Origin of the sequence: Novosphingobium sp. KCTC 2891, from assembly GCF_025938155.1 — a bacterium.
Taxonomy (GTDB): Bacteria; Pseudomonadota; Alphaproteobacteria; order Sphingomonadales; family Sphingomonadaceae; genus Novosphingobium.
The window spans coordinates 25,860-42,465 of the sequence record NZ_JAPCZG010000005.1 but is presented as its reverse complement, the minus strand read 5'-3'; the positions used below and the strand labels follow the sequence as shown (position 1 = coordinate 42,465).

Here is a 16,606-nt window from a genome sequence, read left to right as displayed (position 1 = left end):
TAAATCACCCGCCGAGCGGCCCGAACGCCCCGCCCGGCACCGCCGAGGAGACCGGGCTTTCCACTCCGTTTGCGCCGTGCGCGCTCACGCCGAAGAACCAGTCGTCGCCGCGGACGTGTTCGAGCCGGGTGGACGTGGCGGCGATGTTTTCGATCACCTTTTCGTCCCAGCCCGGCGCGTCCGTGCGCCGACGCCATACCGTGTAGCCCGTGGCGCCCGGCACCGGCTCCCACTCGAGATCGGTCCATGTCGAAACGGCCGCCTTGGCGGTGACCTCCGGCGGCATCGGCGCGGAGGCCAGCGCGGCAAGCCCGCGCACATTCAGCCGCGTGACCTTGGCGAGATAGGGGAAATCCATCGCGTCGATGGTGTCGCCGAATTTCACGCTGCCTTCGGTGCGGACATCCTGATGCTGGTGCTCGTAATCCTCGATGGCGACGGAAAACCGCACCGCCGGGTAGCCCTTGTCCGAAAACGGCAGCTGGTCGCCGCCGCGTCCCATGCGGTCTGCCCGCCAGATCTGGCGCACCGCCAGCCCTCCTGCATCCTTGTCCGCCAGGCCCGCGATCCAGCGTGAGATGTTGCGTGACGGGCTGTCGTTCTCGCCGCCGAAACGCCGCATCTGCGCGCGCAAGGCATCGGTGGAGTCCGCGCGCAGCCCTTCGGACAGCACGCGCACATGGGCGTCGTCCTTCAGCCCGTCAGACCCGGTCGAACCGCCGACGATGTCGTTGTTGAACACTGCCTTCACCGTCCAGCCCTGCGCCTTGGCGTAGTCGGCCAGCAACTTGCCACCGTAGAGCCCCTGCTCCTCGCCCGAGAGCACGGCGTAGACGATGGTTGCGGGATACTTGTGCTGCGACAACACGCGCGCCGCTTCCAGGACAAGCGAAGTGCCCGATCCGTCATCGTTGGCACCGGGCGCATCGATCGCTGCGTTCATCACGTCGGTGCCGCGGCTGTCGATGTGCCCCTGGACGATCACCACTTCGTTGGGACGTTCGGTGCCGCGCTGGATCGCCACCACGTTCACAAGCCGCGTCGGCGTGGGCACCCGTTCGCCCGAGATCATCGTTTCGGGTAGCGCGATTTCGAGGCACCCGCCGCAGGACTTCGACGTCTTGCGAAACTCGGCCTCCGCCCACTTGCGCGCGGCGCCGATGCCGCGCTTCGGATCGGTCTGGGTGGACAGCGTGTGCCGCGTGCCGAATGCGACGAGCCGGGCAATGTCCGTCTCCATCCGCACTTGCGAGACGGAGGCCTCGGGCGCGGGAACCGGCGTTTGCGCAACCGCGGGGACGGCAGCGCCGAGTGCTGCAAGGGTCAGGATTATCCGTGTCATCCGGGCAGCTTAGCCGCCCCGGCGAAAGGGGCAAGCGGTTGCCGGAGAAACCGCCTGCCCTTATGCGTCAGTTAGTAGGAGCGTGCGACGAGAATGCGCTCCACCGCCGGATCACCCGTGAACGGGCAGGTTCCGTCCGCAGGCGCGGCGCCCGTCGGCGTGTTGCGGATGGTCAGCTTCAGCGCCTTGAGCTGTTCGACCACCTTGTCCAGCGCGTCGCCCGTCGGGCGCGACCACTGCATTTCAACCCAACCGGGGAACTTGCGGTCTTCGGCGAAATAGGCCGCCAGCCCATCAAGGTCGGTCACGTCGCGCACGATCTGCGCATCGCGGCGGGTGCGGGCTTCTTCGAACAGCGCGCGCTCGATGTCCTCGAGCTCCGCCGAAGCGGCGGCGACGAACTCGCCCTGGCTCATGGCGACGAAATTGGCCTTGGCCGCATCGTTCCACAGCTTGTCGCGGCGCAGGACAGAGACCTGCCCGCCTTCTGCATCGCGGCCGCCGATCTCCAGGATCAGGGGCACGCCCTTCTTGACCCAGGCCCAGCGCTTTTGCGTGGCCTTGCCGGGGCGCTTGTCGAGCAGGACGCGGACCCGCTCGCCGAACGCCGACTGCTTCGCCAGATCCGCGCGCAGCGCTTCACAATAGGCCAGCAGCGCCTCATCGCCGTCATTGTCGCGCAGCATGGGCAAGATCACGATCTGCTGCGGGGCGACCTGCGGCGGCGTGCGAAGGCCGTCGTCGTCGCCATGCGTCATGATGACGCCGCCGATCATGCGCGTGGAAACGCCCCAGCTGGTGGTGTGGCACAGCGTCTGCTGGCCTTCCTTGTCCTGATAGCGGATGCCGGCGGCTTCCGCGAAGCCGGTGCCGAGGTAGTGCGAGGTGCCGGCCTGGAGCGCCTTGCCATCCTGCATCATCGCTTCGATCGAATATGTCGCGACGGCGCCGGGGAAACGCTCGTTCTCGGGCTTCGGCCCGGTGATGACCGGCATGGCCAGAACGTCTTCCGAAAAGCTGCGATACATTTCGAGCGCGCGCAGCGTCTCGGCCATGGCGTCGGCCTCGTCGGCGTGGGCGGTGTGCCCTTCCTGCCAGAGGAATTCGCTGGTGCGCAGGAACATCCGCGTGCGCATTTCCCAGCGCACGACATTGGCCCACTGGTTGGTGAGCAACGGCAGGTCGCGCCAGGACTGGATCCAGCGGGCCATCGCGGCGCCGATCACGGTTTCGGAGGTGGGGCGCACGACCAGCGGCTCTTCGAGCTTCGCTTCGGGATCGGGCATCAACCCGCCCTTGGGATCGGCGATCAGGCGGTGGTGGGTAACGACCGCCATTTCCTTGGCGAAGCCTTCGACGTGGTCGGCTTCCTTGGCGAAGTAGGACAGGGGGATAAACAGCGGGAAGTAGCAGTTCTCGACGCCAGCTTCCTTGATACGCTCATCCATCAGCTTCTGGATGCGTTCCCAGATGCCGTATCCCCAGGGCTTGATCACCATGCAGCCGCGCACGCCGGATTCCTCGGCAAGCTCGGCCTCGGCGATTACCGACTGGTACCACTGGGCGAAATCTTCATCGCGCGTGACGTTGAGCGCGTGCTTGATCGTGGGCTGCTTGGTCATGCCCGCCGGTTACGGGGCCGAAGGGATTCGGGCAATGCCCAAGTCCCTTCGAAAGCCCGAAACGGCTTACTTGCCCAGTTGGTCGAGCTTGCGCTGCATCTCGGCCATCTGCTCACGCAGGCCGGCGAGCTGATCGCCCTCACCCGCAGCAGGCTGTCCATCCTCGCGCGCGTTGGCGCCGGGAACGAAGGCGGCGGCGGCGGCCTTGAACATTTCCATGTTGCGCTGCGCGATCTGCGCGAGCGGGTTGGCGCCGATGCTGTCCTCGATCGCCTTGCGCAGCTTGGTCTGGTTCTCGCGGAAATGGTCCATCGACGCTTCGAGATAGCCCGGCAGCAGCGCCTGCATCGAATTGCCGTACATCGAGATCAGCTGGCGCAGGAAGTTTGTCGGCAGCATCTGCTCGCCGCTGGCTTCTTCCTCCATGATGATCTGCGTCAGGATGGTGTGGGTCAGGTCCGACCCTGTCTTGGCGTCGATCACTTTGAAGTCGACGTTTTCCTTCACCATCTGCGCGAGGTGATCGAGCGTGATGTAGCTCGACGTGCGCGTATTATACAGCCGGCGATTGGCGTATTTCTTGATGATAACAGTTTCGCCGTCTTTCGCTTGGTTAGCCATGGTATTCGCGCCCCCCGCTGGGATTTCACCTATGACTTAGCAGATGCGGTATGTGCAGCGCAATAAACGTTAACGATCGTGGTAAAAATCAACCAACTCGCGAAAAGCGGCGGCCCAGCAGGGTGAATAGCTCGTATTGTGACAGTCCGCTGACTTTTGCTGCGGAAACAGGGTCATAGGCAATCGAGAGCCAATCGCCTTCCGTGCAATGCGGCGCAGAATCAAGGTCGACAATCGTCATGTCCATCGACACGCGGCCGAGCACCGGCAGGACATCGTCGCCAAATCGGAACAATCCCTTGCCCGACCAGCAGCGCAAGTAACCATCTGCATAACCCACCGCGACAATTCCCGCGCGGATGGGGCGATCTGCCGTGAATGTGGCGTTGTAGCCGACCTTGTCACCGGGGAGGAGGTTCCTGACCTGGATCACCGCTGCTTCGGGATAGGCCACCTGGCGAATATCCCGCTCCATCGCGGCGCGCGGAATTCCGCCATATAGTGCAATGCCCGGCCGCGTCAGATCCGCGTGATATGCATCGCCAAGCGCGATCCCGGCGCTGTTGGCAAGGCTATAGCGGCGCCCCGGCAAGGCGGCGCGCACTTCAGCAAAGCGCGCGCGCTGCGCCTCGTTCTGCGGCACGTCCTCGTCCGCGCTGGCGAGATGGCTGAGCACGCAGTCGATCTCCAACCCGGCCAGCGCCGTATCGCCCAGATCGGCCAGTCTCAACCCGAGTCGGCTCATGCCGGTATCGACCATCACATCGCACGCGCCGCCTCCCGCAGAGCGCCAGCGCCGCACCTGCTCCAGCGAATTGAGCACCGGGCGGACTCCGGTTTCCACGCCGAACGCCGCCTCCGCCGCGTTCATCGGGCCGTGCAGCACCGAAACCTGCGCTGCGGGAACGTGGCGCAGCAATTCGGGCACTTCCTGCCAGTGCGCCACGAACCAGTCGCGGCAACCGGCCGCAGCGAGCGCAGGTACCGCGAGCGCCGCGCCCAGGCCATAAGCGTCGGCCTTGACCGCCGCGCCCGCCCTCGCCGCGCCGGACATCCGGTCCAGCGCCCGCCAGTTCGCGGCCAGGGCTTCCAGGTCAAGTTTCAGACGGAGCGGCGACGGGGGCAGGAAATCAGGCAGCGTTGTCTCCATATTCTTTTGGCATTCCGCCCTTCAAACCCCAGGCCGCGACCCCAAAGGCCACGAGCACGACGATCCACGTGTACCAGAGCCCGGCGTAAGGATCGCCGGTCTTGGCCACGATCAGGCTGGAAATGAACGGCAGGAACCCGCCGAAATACCCGGTGCCGATGTGATAGGGGATCGACATCGAACTGTAGCGGATCCGCGGCGGGAACATTTCCGCCAGCAGCGCCGCCACCGGACCATAGGTGGCCCCCGAAAGCGCCATCAGCAGGACAAGCCCCAGCACGACGACAGCAGCGCGGCCGAAATCAGGCACGACCTTGGTGAAATCATAGCCCGCCGTGGTGAGCATCGATTGCAGCTGGGTGGCCCGCGCCTTCTTGTCCGCCCACGGATAAGCGTCGAGCGGCAGCGCCGTATCGCCTGCCTTGAGCGAGAGGTCCGCACCCTGATGCAACCGGTAGGGCACGCCAGAACCGGTCAGGTCGGACAGGAGCTTGCCGCAATTGGTTGCCTGCTCGGTGGCAAAGGCGCTGTAGGCGCAGTCCGGGCCAGTGACGACGACCGGCGCGCGGCGCGCCATGTCGGCCAATGCCGGATTGGCCGCTCCGCCAACCAGCCAGAACGCCGGGAACAGCAGGGCCAGCGTGGCGATGTAGCCCAGCACGATCGGCTTCTTGCGGCCCACCTTGTCCGAGATGTGGCCGAACAGCAGATTGAAAGGCATCCCGATCACGCAGGCAATGCCGACGAGGATTTCGGCCGTGGTATCCTCTACCCGCATGGCGGACTTGAGGAACGAAAGCCCAGTGAACATCGCCGTGTACCAGATCACGGTCAGGCCGGCGGCAACGCCGAACAGCGCGATGAACAGCCGGCGCTTGTTGCCGGGATAGGTCAGGCTTTCGACGAAAGGATTGCCAGCCAGTTCGCCCTGTTCCTTCATAGCCTTGAACACAGGGCTTTCCGACAGCTTCAGCCGCATCCACAGCGACACGCCCAGCAGCGCCAGACTGACGATGAAGGGTACGCGCCAGCCCCAGTCCTTCCACGTCTCCTCGCTCATCAGCCCCTTGCAGGAAAGCACGACGAGCAGGCTGAGGACGAAGCCGCCCATCACGCTGGCCTGGATGTAGCTGGTGAAATAGCCGCGCCGGCCGGGCGCGGAATGCTCCGCGACATAGACCGCCGCGCCGCCGTATTCGCCGCCGAGTGCGAGACCTTGCATGATGCGCAGCAGGATCACCAGCACGGGCGCCGCCATGCCGATCGTGGCCGCCGACGGAATCAGGCCGACGCCGGCGGTGGCGATGCCCATGAGCAGCACCGTGACGAGGAACGTATACTTGCGACCGAGCCTGTCGCCCAGGAAGCCGAACAGGACCGCGCCGAGCGGCCGGAATCCGAAGCCCACCGCAAACACCAGCCAGAACAGCAGCATTTCCATCGTGGCATTGCCGGTGGGGAAGAACGCCTTGGACAGGATCGAGCCGAGCGTGCCGTAGATGAAGAAATCGTACCATTCGAAAACGGTCCCCGCCGAACTCGCGGCGATCACCAACCGGATGTCGCTGGCGCTTGGCTCAGCTGTTGTCTCGCTCATGCCCGTCCCTACTCCCCACGTTGTCGGGACGCTCTAGCGAAGCCTTCGCGGCCGCGAAAGCCCGCCAGAGGATCAGGATTGCTCAACGATCAGGATGGCAGGGCCGACAGCGCCGCATCCCACGCAAGGAGGATGGCCGGGTGGCGGCCCGGATAGTCCAGCGCCGGTTCGAGCAGGCCGAGCCCCGGCCAGTCGGGCATCGTCCCTTCGCCAGAGAGCCAGAGCGCCAGGGCTTGCCGTGTGGCGGCGATGTTGTCGCGGGTGCGTCCTGTCGCGCCGCCGGCGAAGGCGTGGGCAGCAGCCTGGCCTACCGCGCAGGCATGCGGCCGGATGCCAATGCCGGCGACGCGGCCCATGTCATCGATGGAAAGCCCCAGCACGATGCTGCTGCCGCAGGAACGCGACCGCGCCTCTCCGCGCAGCGGAAGCGCCTCGTCCCACGGAAAGGCTGCAAGGCCGGCTGCGGCGGAAAGCATGGCAGGCGTGTAGAGAGCGCGGGCGGGAGCGGCCATGACTGTGCTTCAGGCCGTCGGAGCGCCGGCGCTCTTCTTTTTCTTCCGGGGCGCGTCCGAATCTGTGCCGCCAGCCTGTTCATCGGTGGCCGCCTTGGCCGCCTCTGCACGCCGGTCAGCGATCATCGTCATCAATTCCTCACTGGCGGCATTGAGGAACGGATATGTGCGCCCCTGCGAAATCCACGCCGGCCGGCCCGAAACGCCCCAGACGACGTCATAGCCGAACACCACGACCGAGAAGCCGAGCACGACGATGATGAAGCCCTTCACCGCGCCGAAGCCGAAGCCGAGCAGCCGGTCGATCGGCCCCAGCATCGAGGCCCGGCTTGCCCGGCCCACATGGCGGGCGATGAACCGGGTGAGCAGCGTTGGCACCACGAGCAGCAGGGCGAAAGCCAGCACCCCTGCCCCCGTCTCGTTCGAGAGGTGCGGGGCCAGCCACAGCGTCAGCGGTTCATGGAGATAGCGCACCGCGAACAAGGCGGCGCACCAAGCGGCCAGCGAAAGGACTTCCTCCACGAAACCGCGGAAGAACCCACCGATCGCGCCGACCGCGACGATCAGAAATACCACATAGTCGAAGCCGGTCATTGCCGCGAAACTACGAGCCGCCCACAATGCGGTCAACGAGATTTGGCAGCAGACGCAGCGTGCCGTAGTTCAGGCCCGCCACTTTCTCCACTCCGCCGTCCGGCCCCCAGGCCCGGGTGAAGCCCAGTTTCGCCGCCTCTTTCAACCGGATCGAGGCGTGCGCCACGGGTCGGACCTCGCCGGCAAGGGACACTTCCCCGAACCACGCGACATCTGCCGCCAGCGGCCTGTCGGCCAATGCGGAGACCAGCGCGGCGGCGACCGCGAGATCGGCCGCCGGGTCGGTCAGGCGGTAACCGCCAGCCACGTTAAGGTACACTTCGGCCGATGAAAAGCTGAGCCCACACCGTGCTTCCAGCACCGCGAGCAGCATCGCGAGCCTGCCGCTGTCCCACCCAACCACCGCACGGCGGGGCGTGGCGCCACTGGCGAGGCGAACCGTCAGCGCCTGGATTTCCACCAGCACCGGGCGGGTGCCCTCCAGCGCGGGGAACACGGCGCTGCCGGCGATCTGCTCCTCGCGGCCGGACAGGAACAGCAGCGAGGGGTTACCCACTTCCTCAAGCCCGGCACCGGCCATCGCGAACACGCCGATCTCGTCCACCGCGCCGAACCGGTTCTTGATCGCGCGCAGGATGCGGTACTGGTGGCTGCGTTCGCCCTCGAAGCTCATCACCACGTCGACCATGTGTTCCAGCACGCGGGGCCCGGCAATCGAGCCGTCCTTCGTCACGTGGCCGACAAGCACCATCGCGACGCCGTTCTCCTTCGCATAACGGATCAACTCGAACGCACATCCTCGCACCTGGCTGACCGTGCCCGGCGCGCCTTCGATCTGGTCCGAATGCATCGTCTGGATCGAATCGATCACCAACAGCGCCGGCGGGGGCATTCCGCCCAGCGTGGTGAGGATATCGCGAACCGAAGTCGCCGCGGCGAGCAGGATCGGCGCTTTGCCCAGCCCAAGCCGGTCGGCGCGCAGACGAACCTGATCGGCCGCTTCCTCGCCGCTGATATAGACCGAATGCCCGCCCGAAAGCGCGATACTCGCCGCCGCCTGAAGCAGCAGCGTGGATTTTCCGATGCCGGGATCGCCGCCCATCAGGATCGCGGACCCGGGAACGAGCCCGCCGCCCAGCGCGCGGTCGAATTCCGCAAGGCCCGTCTTGCGCCGCTTCGGCAGGGCAACGGGCTGGTCCAGCGAGACGAACTGCACCGCCCGCCCGCCGCTCGACAGATCATGCCGGGCGGAAAACACCGTCTCCGGCGCATCTTCCGCAAGCGTATTCCATTCCGAGCAATCGGGGCACTGGCCCTGCCAGCGATGCGAGACGCCGCCGCAGGCCTGACAGACATATCGACGTTTGGGTTTGGCCATGGACGCGGCCTAACGCGAACATAGCACGAACACAAGCCACCGATTGCCACCAGATCGGGGAAACTGGCTCTCCTTGGCAAACGGCTCGTTAACCGCTCTCCGTCATAGCGGGACAAGCATGGCTGCCGCTGCACCCCTCCTGGGCATCGACCCGAAGATGTATCGCCACTTCGCGGCGTTGACGCTGGTCATATCGATCAGCGTCGCCATTTTCGCGGACAGCGATCAGGAAGAATCGATTGCGGCACAGGTGCAGCAGCAAGAGCATCAGGCCGAACTGAAGCGCCAGGAAACAGAAAAGGCCAAGCCGAAGCCGGTGCTCGTCGATGCGCGCGGCGGCGGATGGGGCAGCGAAAGCGGCGATTTCGGCGCACCGATGGACAGCGGCGGCAGTGACGGCGGCAGCGTCGTGGTTCTGCCCCCGCCCATGGCGAACACGATCCAAGTCGAAGTCGATCCCCGGATGCTGGCGCAGATGACGCCGGCGCAGCGGCAGGCCTACCTCAAGAAGCTGGACGAGGAAAAACGGCGGAGGGAGGCCCAGGGGCCTTACCGCCCGACGACAGCCGAACTTCAGTCGCTGCGCTCGGCATCCGCGCTGCGGTCGGGGTCGGAAGGCGACGACTGACCGCGTCCGCGTCTCGCCGCAAGACCGCTCGGCCCGATACAATTCAGTGATGGTGCCCCTGGCCAGACTCGAACTGGCACGGATCTCTCCAACCGATTTTGAGTCGGTCGCGTCTACCATTCCACCACAGGGGCACTAGGCCGGCAGGGCGGACTTAGCCGCCCTGCCGTTCCGGTTCAACCGGCCTTGAGCGCGCCGGCAACCAGCTTGTGCAGCTTGGAGTGCAGCGCATCGTTGCCAGCCAGCACCGTCTCGGCGCAAATCGGCAGCGAACGGCCGCGATAATCGGAAACGAAGCCGCCGGCCTCGCGCACCAGCAGGCAGCCGGCGGCGGTGTCGTACGATTCGAGCGACGATTCCCAGAAGCCGTCATACCGGCCCGCCGCCACCCATGCGAGATCGAGCGAGGCCGCGCCGAAGCGGCGGATACCAGCCACGCGCGGCGCCAGCTCGTGGTAGATGCGGGTCCATTCGCCCATGTCGCCCCGGCCCGAAAACGGGATGCCCGTGGCGATCAGCGATTCGTCCAGATGGCGCCGTGCCGAAACGCGCAGACGGCGGTCCTGCAACCAGGCGCCGCGGCTCTTCTCGGCCCAGAAGCTTTCGTCCGTGACCGGCTGGTAGACAATTCCGGCCGTGACGTCGCCCCAGCCCGAACCATCCGGTCCCTTGCCGTCGAGCGCCGGCTCCTGCACCGCGATCGAAATCGCGAAGTGCGGAATGCCATGCAGGAAGTTGCTCGTCCCATCGAGCGGATCGATGATGAAGCGCGGCTTGGTCGGATCGCCCTCGATCACGCCGCCTTCTTCGAGCACGAAGCCCCAGTCCGGCCGCGCAACGCGCAGTTCGTCCCACAGCGTGCGCTCCGACGCCTGATCGGCCTTCGACACGAAGTCGGCAGGGCCCTTGCGGCTGACCTGGAGATGTTCGACTTCGCCAAAGTCACGGCGGAGGCGCTGGCCGGCCTTGCGGGCGGCCTTCTCCATGACGCGCATCAGGCCCGAGATAGCAGCCATGGTCGATCAGCCCACCTTGCCGACGTAAGAACGCTCGTAGACGTCCACGACGATCCGCGTGCCGCTGCCGATGTGCGGCGGAACCATCACGCGCACGCCATTGTCGAGGATGGCGGGCTTGTAGCTCGAAGAAGCGGTCTGCCCCTTCACCACGGCGTCGGCCTCCACGATGGTGGCCTCGACCTGCTCGGGGAGCTGGACCGAGATCGGGCGATCGTCGTACATTTCGAGCAGCACGGTCATGCCGTCCTGCAGGAAGGCGGCAGCGTCGCCAAGAAGATCCTTCGGCAGCGTGATCTGCTCGTAGGTTTCGACGTCCATGAACACCAGGTCATCGCCCTCGGCGTAAAGGAACTGGAAATCCTTGGTGTCGAGGCGAACGCGCTCGATCGTGTCCTGGCTGCGAAAGCGGACGTTGGTCTTGCGACCATCGATCAGATTCTTCATCTCGACCTGCATGAACGCACCGCCCTTGCCGGGCTGGGTATGCTGGGTCTTGGCAACTTTCCAGATGCCCTTTTCGTATTCCAGGATGTTGCCCGGACGGATGTCCACGCCGCTGATCTTCATGATGGAAAGAGCCCTGCCAAAGAATGGGAAGCGCGGCCCTTAGCCGCTGGCGCCGATTGCTTCAAGCGCGCGCGTCGTGCTAGCGCGACAATCGTCATGAATCTGCGCCCGCTTCTACCCTCGCTCGCCATGATCGTGGCGCTTGCCGCAACTCCCGCCGCGGCCGTTCCGGGCGGCCAGCTCGGCACGATGACCGTCGGCCGCTGGGTGTGCGAACTGCCCGGCGACGCGGCCTTGCCGGCGACGCCGGTGACGGACGAGGATTTCTGGATCGTGCAGGATTCGAGCTACCGCCTGCGCAGCGGCGAACAGGGCAGCTACCTGTTGCTTGGCAATATGCTGACGATGACTTCTGGCCCGAAGAATGGCCATCGCTATCGGCTCGACAGCAGCGCGATGGTCCATCGCCTGGGTGCGGACGGACAGCAGCAAGACCTGCGCTGCGTGAAATCCGGTACGCCATCGGTCTATGTCGAGCCAGCGCCCCAGCCTGCGTCGCAACCCGGCCCCGCGGCAACGCCGCAGGGCTGAGGCGCCGCCTCAGGCCGTCCGGCGCATGCCGTCGCGTCGCATCATCGTATAGGCGAAGCCGACGATCCCGGCGAACACCGCCAGCCCGAGCGGAACGCTCCACGCATTCTCGCCCATCACGGCCAGCACGTCTGCATTGTTGGTGGCGGCAACCATCGCGGCATAGGCAATGTTGAACAGCCCATCGCCAACGATCAGGCCGGTGGCGGTCAGCACGCCCATGCGCTCGGCAAATTCCGGGTCCGACTGCCGCGCGGCCCAGCGATTGTAGAGATGGCCCAGCACCGCGCCCACCACGACGAGCGCGGTCACCTGCATCGGCAGGTACATACCCATGCCGACGGCAAGCGGCGGGAGCGAACCACGCTTCGTCAGGCGCAGGACTTCGTCCACGGCCACCGCGACCACACCGATGCCGGCGCCAAGGCCCACCAGCCCCCAGTCGAGATTGCCGCCCAGAACGCCCTGCGCGATCGCAGAGATCAGCGCGGCCTGCGGCGCGGAAAGCGCGTTCGGCCCCGCTCCCGGCGCGCCCTCGAAGCCGAAGGTGGCGTTGAGCAGGTCGAGGATAGGCGGAATGACGATGGCGCCGAACACCACGCCAAGGATCAGCGCGACCTGTTGGCGCCACGGTGTCGCGCCCACCAGCTGGCCGGTCTTCAGGTCCTGGAGATTGTCGTTCGAGATCGTCGCCACGCCGAACACGATGGCCGTGACAAACAGCGCGAAGGCGACCAGCGCCTTGGTGTCGCCCGGTCCGCCGCCGTGCCCGAAGAGCGCCAGCAGCAGCAGCGAGATGCCGAGCGCGGCCAGAATGCCGACACCCGAAATCGGGCTGTTGGACGCTCCGATCAGCCCGGCCATGTAACCGCAGACCGAAGCGATCACGATTCCTGCGACCAGGACATAGAGCACCGCTGCGATCAGCCCGATGCCAAGGTTCCCGCCCACCGGACCGCCCGCAGCGAAATCGGCGAGCAGGAGGGCAATGGGGATCATCAGCGCCACGATGGTGCCACCCACCAGTCCGATCGGCAGGTCGCGCTCGGTGATGTCGAGCGCCTCGATCCCTTGCCCCTTGCGCGCACGGTTGGCGGCCAGCGCGCCCGCGATGCCGCGCACGATCGGGCCGATCACGCGAAGCAGGGTCCAGATCGCCGCAACGCCGATGGTGCCTGCGCCGATGAACCGGATCTTCTGCCGGAACACGGTCGAAACGAAATCGGCAAACTCGGTTCCGGCGGGCGCGCCCCCGGCGGTGAAAGACGGCAGCAGGAACACGAAGCTGATCACGATGCCCACCAGCATGGCGATACCCACGGCCAGACCGACCAGGTGCCCCACGGCCACCAGCGCCAGCGAAAGCCCGCCGGCGAATGACGTGCCCCCGGTGCCGACGCGCACGGTGGTCGCGGCCTCTTCGGCAACGAGCTTCATCTTGGCGAGCAGCGGATAGGCGACGGCCAGCGCCGCCCCCCGGCTGACGGCGGCCAGCCCCTTGCGGTTCTCCTCCGCGCCGCCCACGCCCGCGCCCACTTTGAGCACTTCCGCCGCGGCAACACCTTCGGGATAGGGCAGGTCCGAACCGGTCACCAGAGCACGGCGCAGCGGCACTGAGTACATCACGCCCAGCACGCCGCCGATGGCGATGACCGCGACCGATTCCCAATAGGGAAATCCGCTCCACCAGCCCACCATGACCAGACCCGGCAGGACGAAGACAATGGCCGATAGAGTTCCCGCCGAACTCGCGATGGTCTGGACGATGTTGTTTTCCTGGATCGTCGCGCCGGGCAGCAACCGCAGGATCGCCATCGATATCACTGCCGCCGGAATGGACGTGGCAAACGTGATGCCGATTCGCAGGCCGAGATAGACGTTGGCCGCCGTGAATATCACGGTGAGCACCGCGCCGAGCAACACGCCGCGCAGGGTCAACTCGCGGGTCGTCATTTCACCGGCCATTGTCGTCTCCGCAGCGCACGGCCGGGGAAAGCGGCACGTGCAAAAAGTGTGGCACAGCCGTCCGGGTCAGGGAACCCCGCGCAGCAAGGGATATGGATTGACCGGGTCACCCTGATACCAAGGCGTTTCCGGCGTCGTGCGAAAGATCGCGAAGTGCAGATGCGGCGTGGCCGGATCGGCGTTGCCTGTGGCACCAACAGCGCCAATCACTTGCCCGCGCCGCACAAGCTGACCTTCTGCAAGCCCGGGGGCGTAGGCGGACAGGTGGGCGTAGTAGGACATGGTCCGCGCATCGGGACTGCGCACGTAGATCGTGTTGCCCCCGTCGTTTGACAGGAACAGCTTCTCGACACGCCCGTCGGCGGCAGCCAGCACCGGCGTGCCCGTGGGCGCCAGTATGTCGATGGCATCATGCGTCCGCGCGCCGTCGGCGCGGGCCTGGGTGTAGGTGTCCACCAGTTGCTCAGGCAGAACGCCCTGCACCGGAATTATCAGGCGAAGTCCGTTGCCTGCCGGCCCGGTTGGGGGCTCGGCATTTCGGGCCGGGACAGTTGCCAGACGGCGGACGTCTGGCCCCTGGGGATGCGGCACGCGCGCATTCATCCAGAGCGCCCCCGCCACGAGCCACGCGGCGGAGGTGACCGTGGCCGTCACGATCACCAGTCGCGCCTTGTCCTGCCACCGCTCCATGTCAGCGGCTCCGACGCATCAGGAAACGAATTCCACCTTGGTTTCCTTGCTCACCATCTGCGCGAGCCTTGCCGCGTCCCAGTTGGTCAGGCGCACGCAACCATGGCTCTGGGTCCGGCCGATCGTCTCCGGCTCGGGCGTCCCGTGAATGCCGTAGTGCTCCTTCGACAAGTCGATCCAGACCACGCCGACCGGCCCGTTCGGCCCGGGCGGAAGGAGCGCCTTGGGCTTCGCGTCCGAAACGTCCCAGAACAGCTCGGGATTGTAGTGGAACTTGGGATTGTGATCGACCGCGTTGATCTTCCACTTGCCCAGCGGCAGAGGGTCGTGGCTCGATCCCGTGGTGACCGTGAACACGGCAATCAGCTTTCCAGCGGTGTCATAGGCGCGCAGCGTGCCCTTGCCCTTGCTCACCACGATCCGGTCGGCGGTGGGCTGGTCGTTGCCGACGCCCAGCGACACCAGCGTGCGCAGCCAGGCGGGATCGGCGTTCGCGGTGCCGTCAATGGCGTCCGCGCCAACATTGGGCACGCGGATCTTCTGACCCGCGGCGAACACCGGGCCGGTCGGCGTGGGCACTGGTGTCGATGCGGCTCCCGCAACCGGGGATGCGGCCCCTTGAGGAGCGGCAATCTGCGGGTTGAGCTCCTTCAGCGTGGCGACGGTGGTGTGGAACCGCTCGGCCAGTTTTTCATCAAGCGAGGCATAGCCCAGCGCAGGCAATTTGGCTTGCTCCACCGGATCCTTCGGCAAAGGCGCGAAGGGGCCGGCGGCAAAGTCTGCGGGGATCGTGACCACGCGGGTGGCGCCGATCTGCGACCAGCGTGACAGCACCGTGAGTGTCTGTTCGTCCAGTTCGCCCGTCACGGGCACGGCGTTGACTTCCTGGAAGGCCAGGAGCGCGTTTCGCGTCGAAAGCCCCATCTTGCCGTCGACGATGCCCGGCGCGAAGCCGAGCCGCTCTAGCACGACCTGGACTTTCATCATCGGTCGCGGCTTGTCGTCGGCGGTGGCGGAATCGGGCGCTTCGCCGGGGCCGGGATCATGCGAAGCCATGGAATCCGCCGTCACGGCCGAGGCATCGGGATCCACCTTCGGCTCGGCGGCGGCCGACGTCGCTTGTTCACCGCCCGCCTGACCCGATCCGTTGGAATTGCATCCCGCGACCAGAACGGCGAGACAGGTGGTCAAGAGCAAGCGGCGCATTACGACTCCCAGTTTTGTTTGCCGGGGAACGTCCGAGCGATCACGAAGTTCCGGCGCGGTCCTGCGCGGCCGACGCAATCGCACGGGTGAAAGCGCGCACTGCCTCGGCTTCGTCTCCGCGCCAGACGGCATTGCTGACGGCAAGGAAATCCGCGCCGGCCTTCACCAGCACACCGCAGTTTTCAGCGGTGATGCCGCCGATGGCGACGCACGGAATTTCAAACAGCGTGGACCACCAGGTCAGCAGTTCCGGTTCCGGACGGTGCTTGGTTTCCTTCGTTTCGCTTGGGAAGAAGGCGCCGAAAGCAACATAGTCGGCCCCGGCTTCGCCCGCTTCCATCGCCAGATGGCGGCTGTCGTGACAAGTCACGCCGATCTGCGCATCGCGGCCAAGCCGCTGGCGGGCATCGGCCACGACGCCATCGTCCTGCCCCAGATGCACTCCATCGGCACCCATACGCTTTGCCAGCGCGATGGAATCGTTGACGATGAACGCAACGTCGCGGTCGGCGCAGATGCGCTGGAGCGGCTCGGCAAGGCGCGCTGCCGCGTGTTCGTCCACGCCCTTCACCCGGAACTGGAACGCCGCAATGGGCGCCGCCGGATCGGACGCATCGAGCGCGCGCGCCAAGCGATCGGGAAACGAGCCCGCCACGTCGAGCGGGGAGATGAGGTAAAGCTGGCAGGTGGGTTCGGACATGACCCTGTCCCCTACCCGCCCCTTGCCGTGATCGCAATCGTCGTTCCGGAACTGTTCAGCCGCCGCCGGCATTCTGGCGAGCATGAGGATCGCCCCCACCACGCTCGCCCTGCCCGCCCTCGCGCTGCTGGCGCTTGGGGGCTGCGCCACCATCCCGTCCCCCGTGCGCAGCGACGGTTTCGCGCGGCTTGGCGAGGCGACCCGCGCCGGGCCGCTCGTGGTACGGGCGGACGAGGTGCAGGAGGACAGCCGCTGCCCAATGAACGCGCGCTGCATCTGGGCCGGGCGCGTGGTGCTCGCGGTGACGGTGACCGACGCCGGCAGCACGCAGCGCCGCTCGGTCACACTGGGCGAACCGTCGCTGACCCGCGATGGCGCATTGGTGCTCGATAGCGTGGAGCCACCGACCCGCACCGACGTTCCGATCCGCCGCGGCGACTACCGCTTCCACTTCCGCTACGATCCGCGCTGACAGCAAAACGCC

Annotated in this window: 17 protein-coding genes and 1 tRNA gene; 3 read left to right on the top strand and 15 right to left on the bottom strand. The window is 66.2% G+C overall.

All coding sequences use genetic code 11. The features are described 5' to 3' along the window. Positions 1-4: 4 nt before the first annotated feature. The 8 genes from OLX02_RS11180 to radA form a co-directional block, all read right to left on the bottom strand. The gene (locus OLX02_RS11180) at positions 5-1,342 is read right to left on the bottom strand and encodes a M28 family peptidase (RefSeq protein WP_264422840.1); all 1,338 of its coding nucleotides are present in this window, start codon (positions 1,340-1,342) and stop codon (positions 5-7) included. Positions 1,343-1,413: 71 nt separating this feature from the next. After that, entirely contained in the window at positions 1,414-2,964 is a 1,551-nt protein-coding gene (gene proS, locus OLX02_RS11175) for a proline--tRNA ligase (RefSeq protein WP_264422838.1), read from the bottom strand. Positions 2,965-3,030: 66 nt separating this feature from the next. Beyond that, positions 3,031-3,585 carry a polyhydroxyalkanoate synthesis repressor PhaR gene (gene phaR / locus OLX02_RS11170; protein ID WP_264422836.1) on the bottom strand — a complete coding sequence of 185 codons (555 nt, stop codon included), beginning with the start codon at positions 3,583-3,585 and terminating at the stop codon, positions 3,031-3,033. 88 nt (positions 3,586-3,673) lie between these two features. Next, positions 3,674-4,735: an alanine racemase gene (gene alr / locus OLX02_RS11165; protein WP_264422835.1), complete on the bottom strand. Its 1,062-nt coding sequence runs from the start codon at positions 4,733-4,735 to the stop codon at positions 3,674-3,676. Continuing rightward, positions 4,716-6,332, bottom strand: coding sequence for an MFS transporter (locus OLX02_RS11160; protein ID WP_264422833.1), 1,617 nt, complete (start codon positions 6,330-6,332; stop codon positions 4,716-4,718). The genes alr and OLX02_RS11160 overlap by 20 nt, the downstream gene beginning before the upstream one ends. Positions 6,333-6,421: 89 nt before the next feature. Next, positions 6,422-6,844, bottom strand: coding sequence for an iron-sulfur cluster assembly scaffold protein (locus tag OLX02_RS11155; RefSeq protein ID WP_264422831.1), 423 nt, complete (start codon positions 6,842-6,844; stop codon positions 6,422-6,424). Positions 6,845-6,853: 9 nt separating this feature from the next. Beyond that, a complete protein-coding gene (locus OLX02_RS11150; protein WP_264422830.1) occupies positions 6,854-7,438 on the bottom strand; it encodes a CvpA family protein in 585 nt (194 codons plus the stop codon). 10 nt (positions 7,439-7,448) lie between these two features. Next, a complete protein-coding gene (radA, locus tag OLX02_RS11145; protein WP_264422829.1) occupies positions 7,449-8,816 on the bottom strand; it encodes a DNA repair protein RadA in 1,368 nt (455 codons plus the stop codon). Positions 8,817-8,889: 73 nt separating this feature from the next. On the opposite strand from radA, the gene OLX02_RS11140 reads away from it, so the two are divergent. Then, positions 8,890-9,444: a hypothetical protein gene (locus OLX02_RS11140; protein WP_264422827.1), complete on the top strand. Its 555-nt coding sequence runs from the start codon at positions 8,890-8,892 to the stop codon at positions 9,442-9,444. 50 nt (positions 9,445-9,494) lie between these two features. On the opposite strand, the gene OLX02_RS11135 is transcribed toward OLX02_RS11140, so the two are convergent. The 3 genes from OLX02_RS11135 to efp all read right to left on the bottom strand — a co-directional run bounded on the left by OLX02_RS11135 (position 9,495) and on the right by efp (position 11,030). After that, positions 9,495-9,578 (bottom strand) — tRNA-Leu (locus tag OLX02_RS11135). Positions 9,579-9,620: 42 nt separating this feature from the next. Next, entirely contained in the window at positions 9,621-10,460 is an 840-nt protein-coding gene (locus OLX02_RS11130) for an inositol monophosphatase family protein (RefSeq protein ID WP_264422825.1), read from the bottom strand. A gap of 6 nt (positions 10,461-10,466) precedes the next feature. After that, entirely contained in the window at positions 10,467-11,030 is a 564-nt protein-coding gene (gene efp / locus OLX02_RS11125) for an elongation factor P (protein ID WP_264422823.1), read from the bottom strand. Positions 11,031-11,126: 96 nt separating this feature from the next. Between efp and OLX02_RS11120 the strand changes: the two genes are divergently transcribed. Continuing rightward, the gene (locus tag OLX02_RS11120) at positions 11,127-11,561 is read left to right on the top strand and encodes a hypothetical protein (protein WP_264422820.1); all 435 of its coding nucleotides are present in this window, start codon (positions 11,127-11,129) and stop codon (positions 11,559-11,561) included. A gap of 9 nt (positions 11,562-11,570) precedes the next feature. On the opposite strand, the gene OLX02_RS11115 is transcribed toward OLX02_RS11120, so the two are convergent. The 4 genes from OLX02_RS11115 to thiE form a co-directional block, all read right to left on the bottom strand. After that, positions 11,571-13,526 carry an OPT family oligopeptide transporter gene (locus OLX02_RS11115; protein ID WP_264422818.1) on the bottom strand — a complete coding sequence of 652 codons (1,956 nt, stop codon included), beginning with the start codon at positions 13,524-13,526 and terminating at the stop codon, positions 11,571-11,573. Between the two features lie 66 nt (positions 13,527-13,592). Further along, positions 13,593-14,129, bottom strand: coding sequence for a M23 family metallopeptidase (locus OLX02_RS11110; RefSeq protein WP_413630229.1), 537 nt, complete (start codon positions 14,127-14,129; stop codon positions 13,593-13,595). Positions 14,130-14,234: 105 nt separating this feature from the next. Next, the gene (locus OLX02_RS11105; RefSeq protein WP_264422814.1) at positions 14,235-15,422 is read right to left on the bottom strand and encodes a L,D-transpeptidase family protein; all 1,188 of its coding nucleotides are present in this window, start codon (positions 15,420-15,422) and stop codon (positions 14,235-14,237) included. Positions 15,423-15,462: 40 nt separating this feature from the next. Next, a complete protein-coding gene (gene thiE / locus OLX02_RS11100; RefSeq protein WP_264422812.1) occupies positions 15,463-16,122 on the bottom strand; it encodes a thiamine phosphate synthase in 660 nt (219 codons plus the stop codon). 82 nt (positions 16,123-16,204) lie between these two features. Between thiE and OLX02_RS11095 the strand changes: the two genes are divergently transcribed. Beyond that, positions 16,205-16,594, top strand: a complete 390-nt coding sequence (locus tag OLX02_RS11095) for a hypothetical protein (RefSeq protein ID WP_264422810.1) — start codon at positions 16,205-16,207, stop codon at positions 16,592-16,594. The last annotated feature ends 12 nt before the right edge of the window (positions 16,595-16,606 follow it).

Coding starts and splice junctions, on each gene's coding strand:
- OLX02_RS11180 (WP_264422840.1), bottom strand. CDS start 1,342: ATGACACGGATAATCCTGACCCTTGCAGCACTCGGCGCTGCCGTCCCC.
- proS (WP_264422838.1), bottom strand. CDS start 2,964: ATGACCAAGCAGCCCACGATCAAGCACGCGCTCAACGTCACGCGCGAT.
- phaR (WP_264422836.1), bottom strand. CDS start 3,585: ATGGCTAACCAAGCGAAAGACGGCGAAACTGTTATCATCAAGAAATAC.
- alr (WP_264422835.1), bottom strand. CDS start 4,735: ATGGAGACAACGCTGCCTGATTTCCTGCCCCCGTCGCCGCTCCGTCTG.
- OLX02_RS11160 (WP_264422833.1), bottom strand. CDS start 6,332: ATGAGCGAGACAACAGCTGAGCCAAGCGCCAGCGACATCCGGTTGGTG.
- OLX02_RS11155 (WP_264422831.1), bottom strand. CDS start 6,844: ATGGCCGCTCCCGCCCGCGCTCTCTACACGCCTGCCATGCTTTCCGCC.
- OLX02_RS11150 (WP_264422830.1), bottom strand. CDS start 7,438: ATGACCGGCTTCGACTATGTGGTATTTCTGATCGTCGCGGTCGGCGCG.
- radA (WP_264422829.1), bottom strand. CDS start 8,816: ATGGCCAAACCCAAACGTCGATATGTCTGTCAGGCCTGCGGCGGCGTC.
- OLX02_RS11130 (WP_264422825.1), bottom strand. CDS start 10,460: ATGGCTGCTATCTCGGGCCTGATGCGCGTCATGGAGAAGGCCGCCCGC.
- efp (WP_264422823.1), bottom strand. CDS start 11,030: ATGAAGATCAGCGGCGTGGACATCCGTCCGGGCAACATCCTGGAATAC.
- OLX02_RS11120 (WP_264422820.1), top strand. CDS start 11,127: ATGAATCTGCGCCCGCTTCTACCCTCGCTCGCCATGATCGTGGCGCTT.
- OLX02_RS11115 (WP_264422818.1), bottom strand. CDS start 13,526: ATGGCCGGTGAAATGACGACCCGCGAGTTGACCCTGCGCGGCGTGTTG.
- OLX02_RS11110 (WP_413630229.1), bottom strand. CDS start 14,129: ATGAATGCGCGCGTGCCGCATCCCCAGGGGCCAGACGTCCGCCGTCTG.
- OLX02_RS11105 (WP_264422814.1), bottom strand. CDS start 15,422: ATGCGCCGCTTGCTCTTGACCACCTGTCTCGCCGTTCTGGTCGCGGGA.
- thiE (WP_264422812.1), bottom strand. CDS start 16,122: ATGTCCGAACCCACCTGCCAGCTTTACCTCATCTCCCCGCTCGACGTG.
- OLX02_RS11095 (WP_264422810.1), top strand. CDS start 16,205: ATGAGGATCGCCCCCACCACGCTCGCCCTGCCCGCCCTCGCGCTGCTG.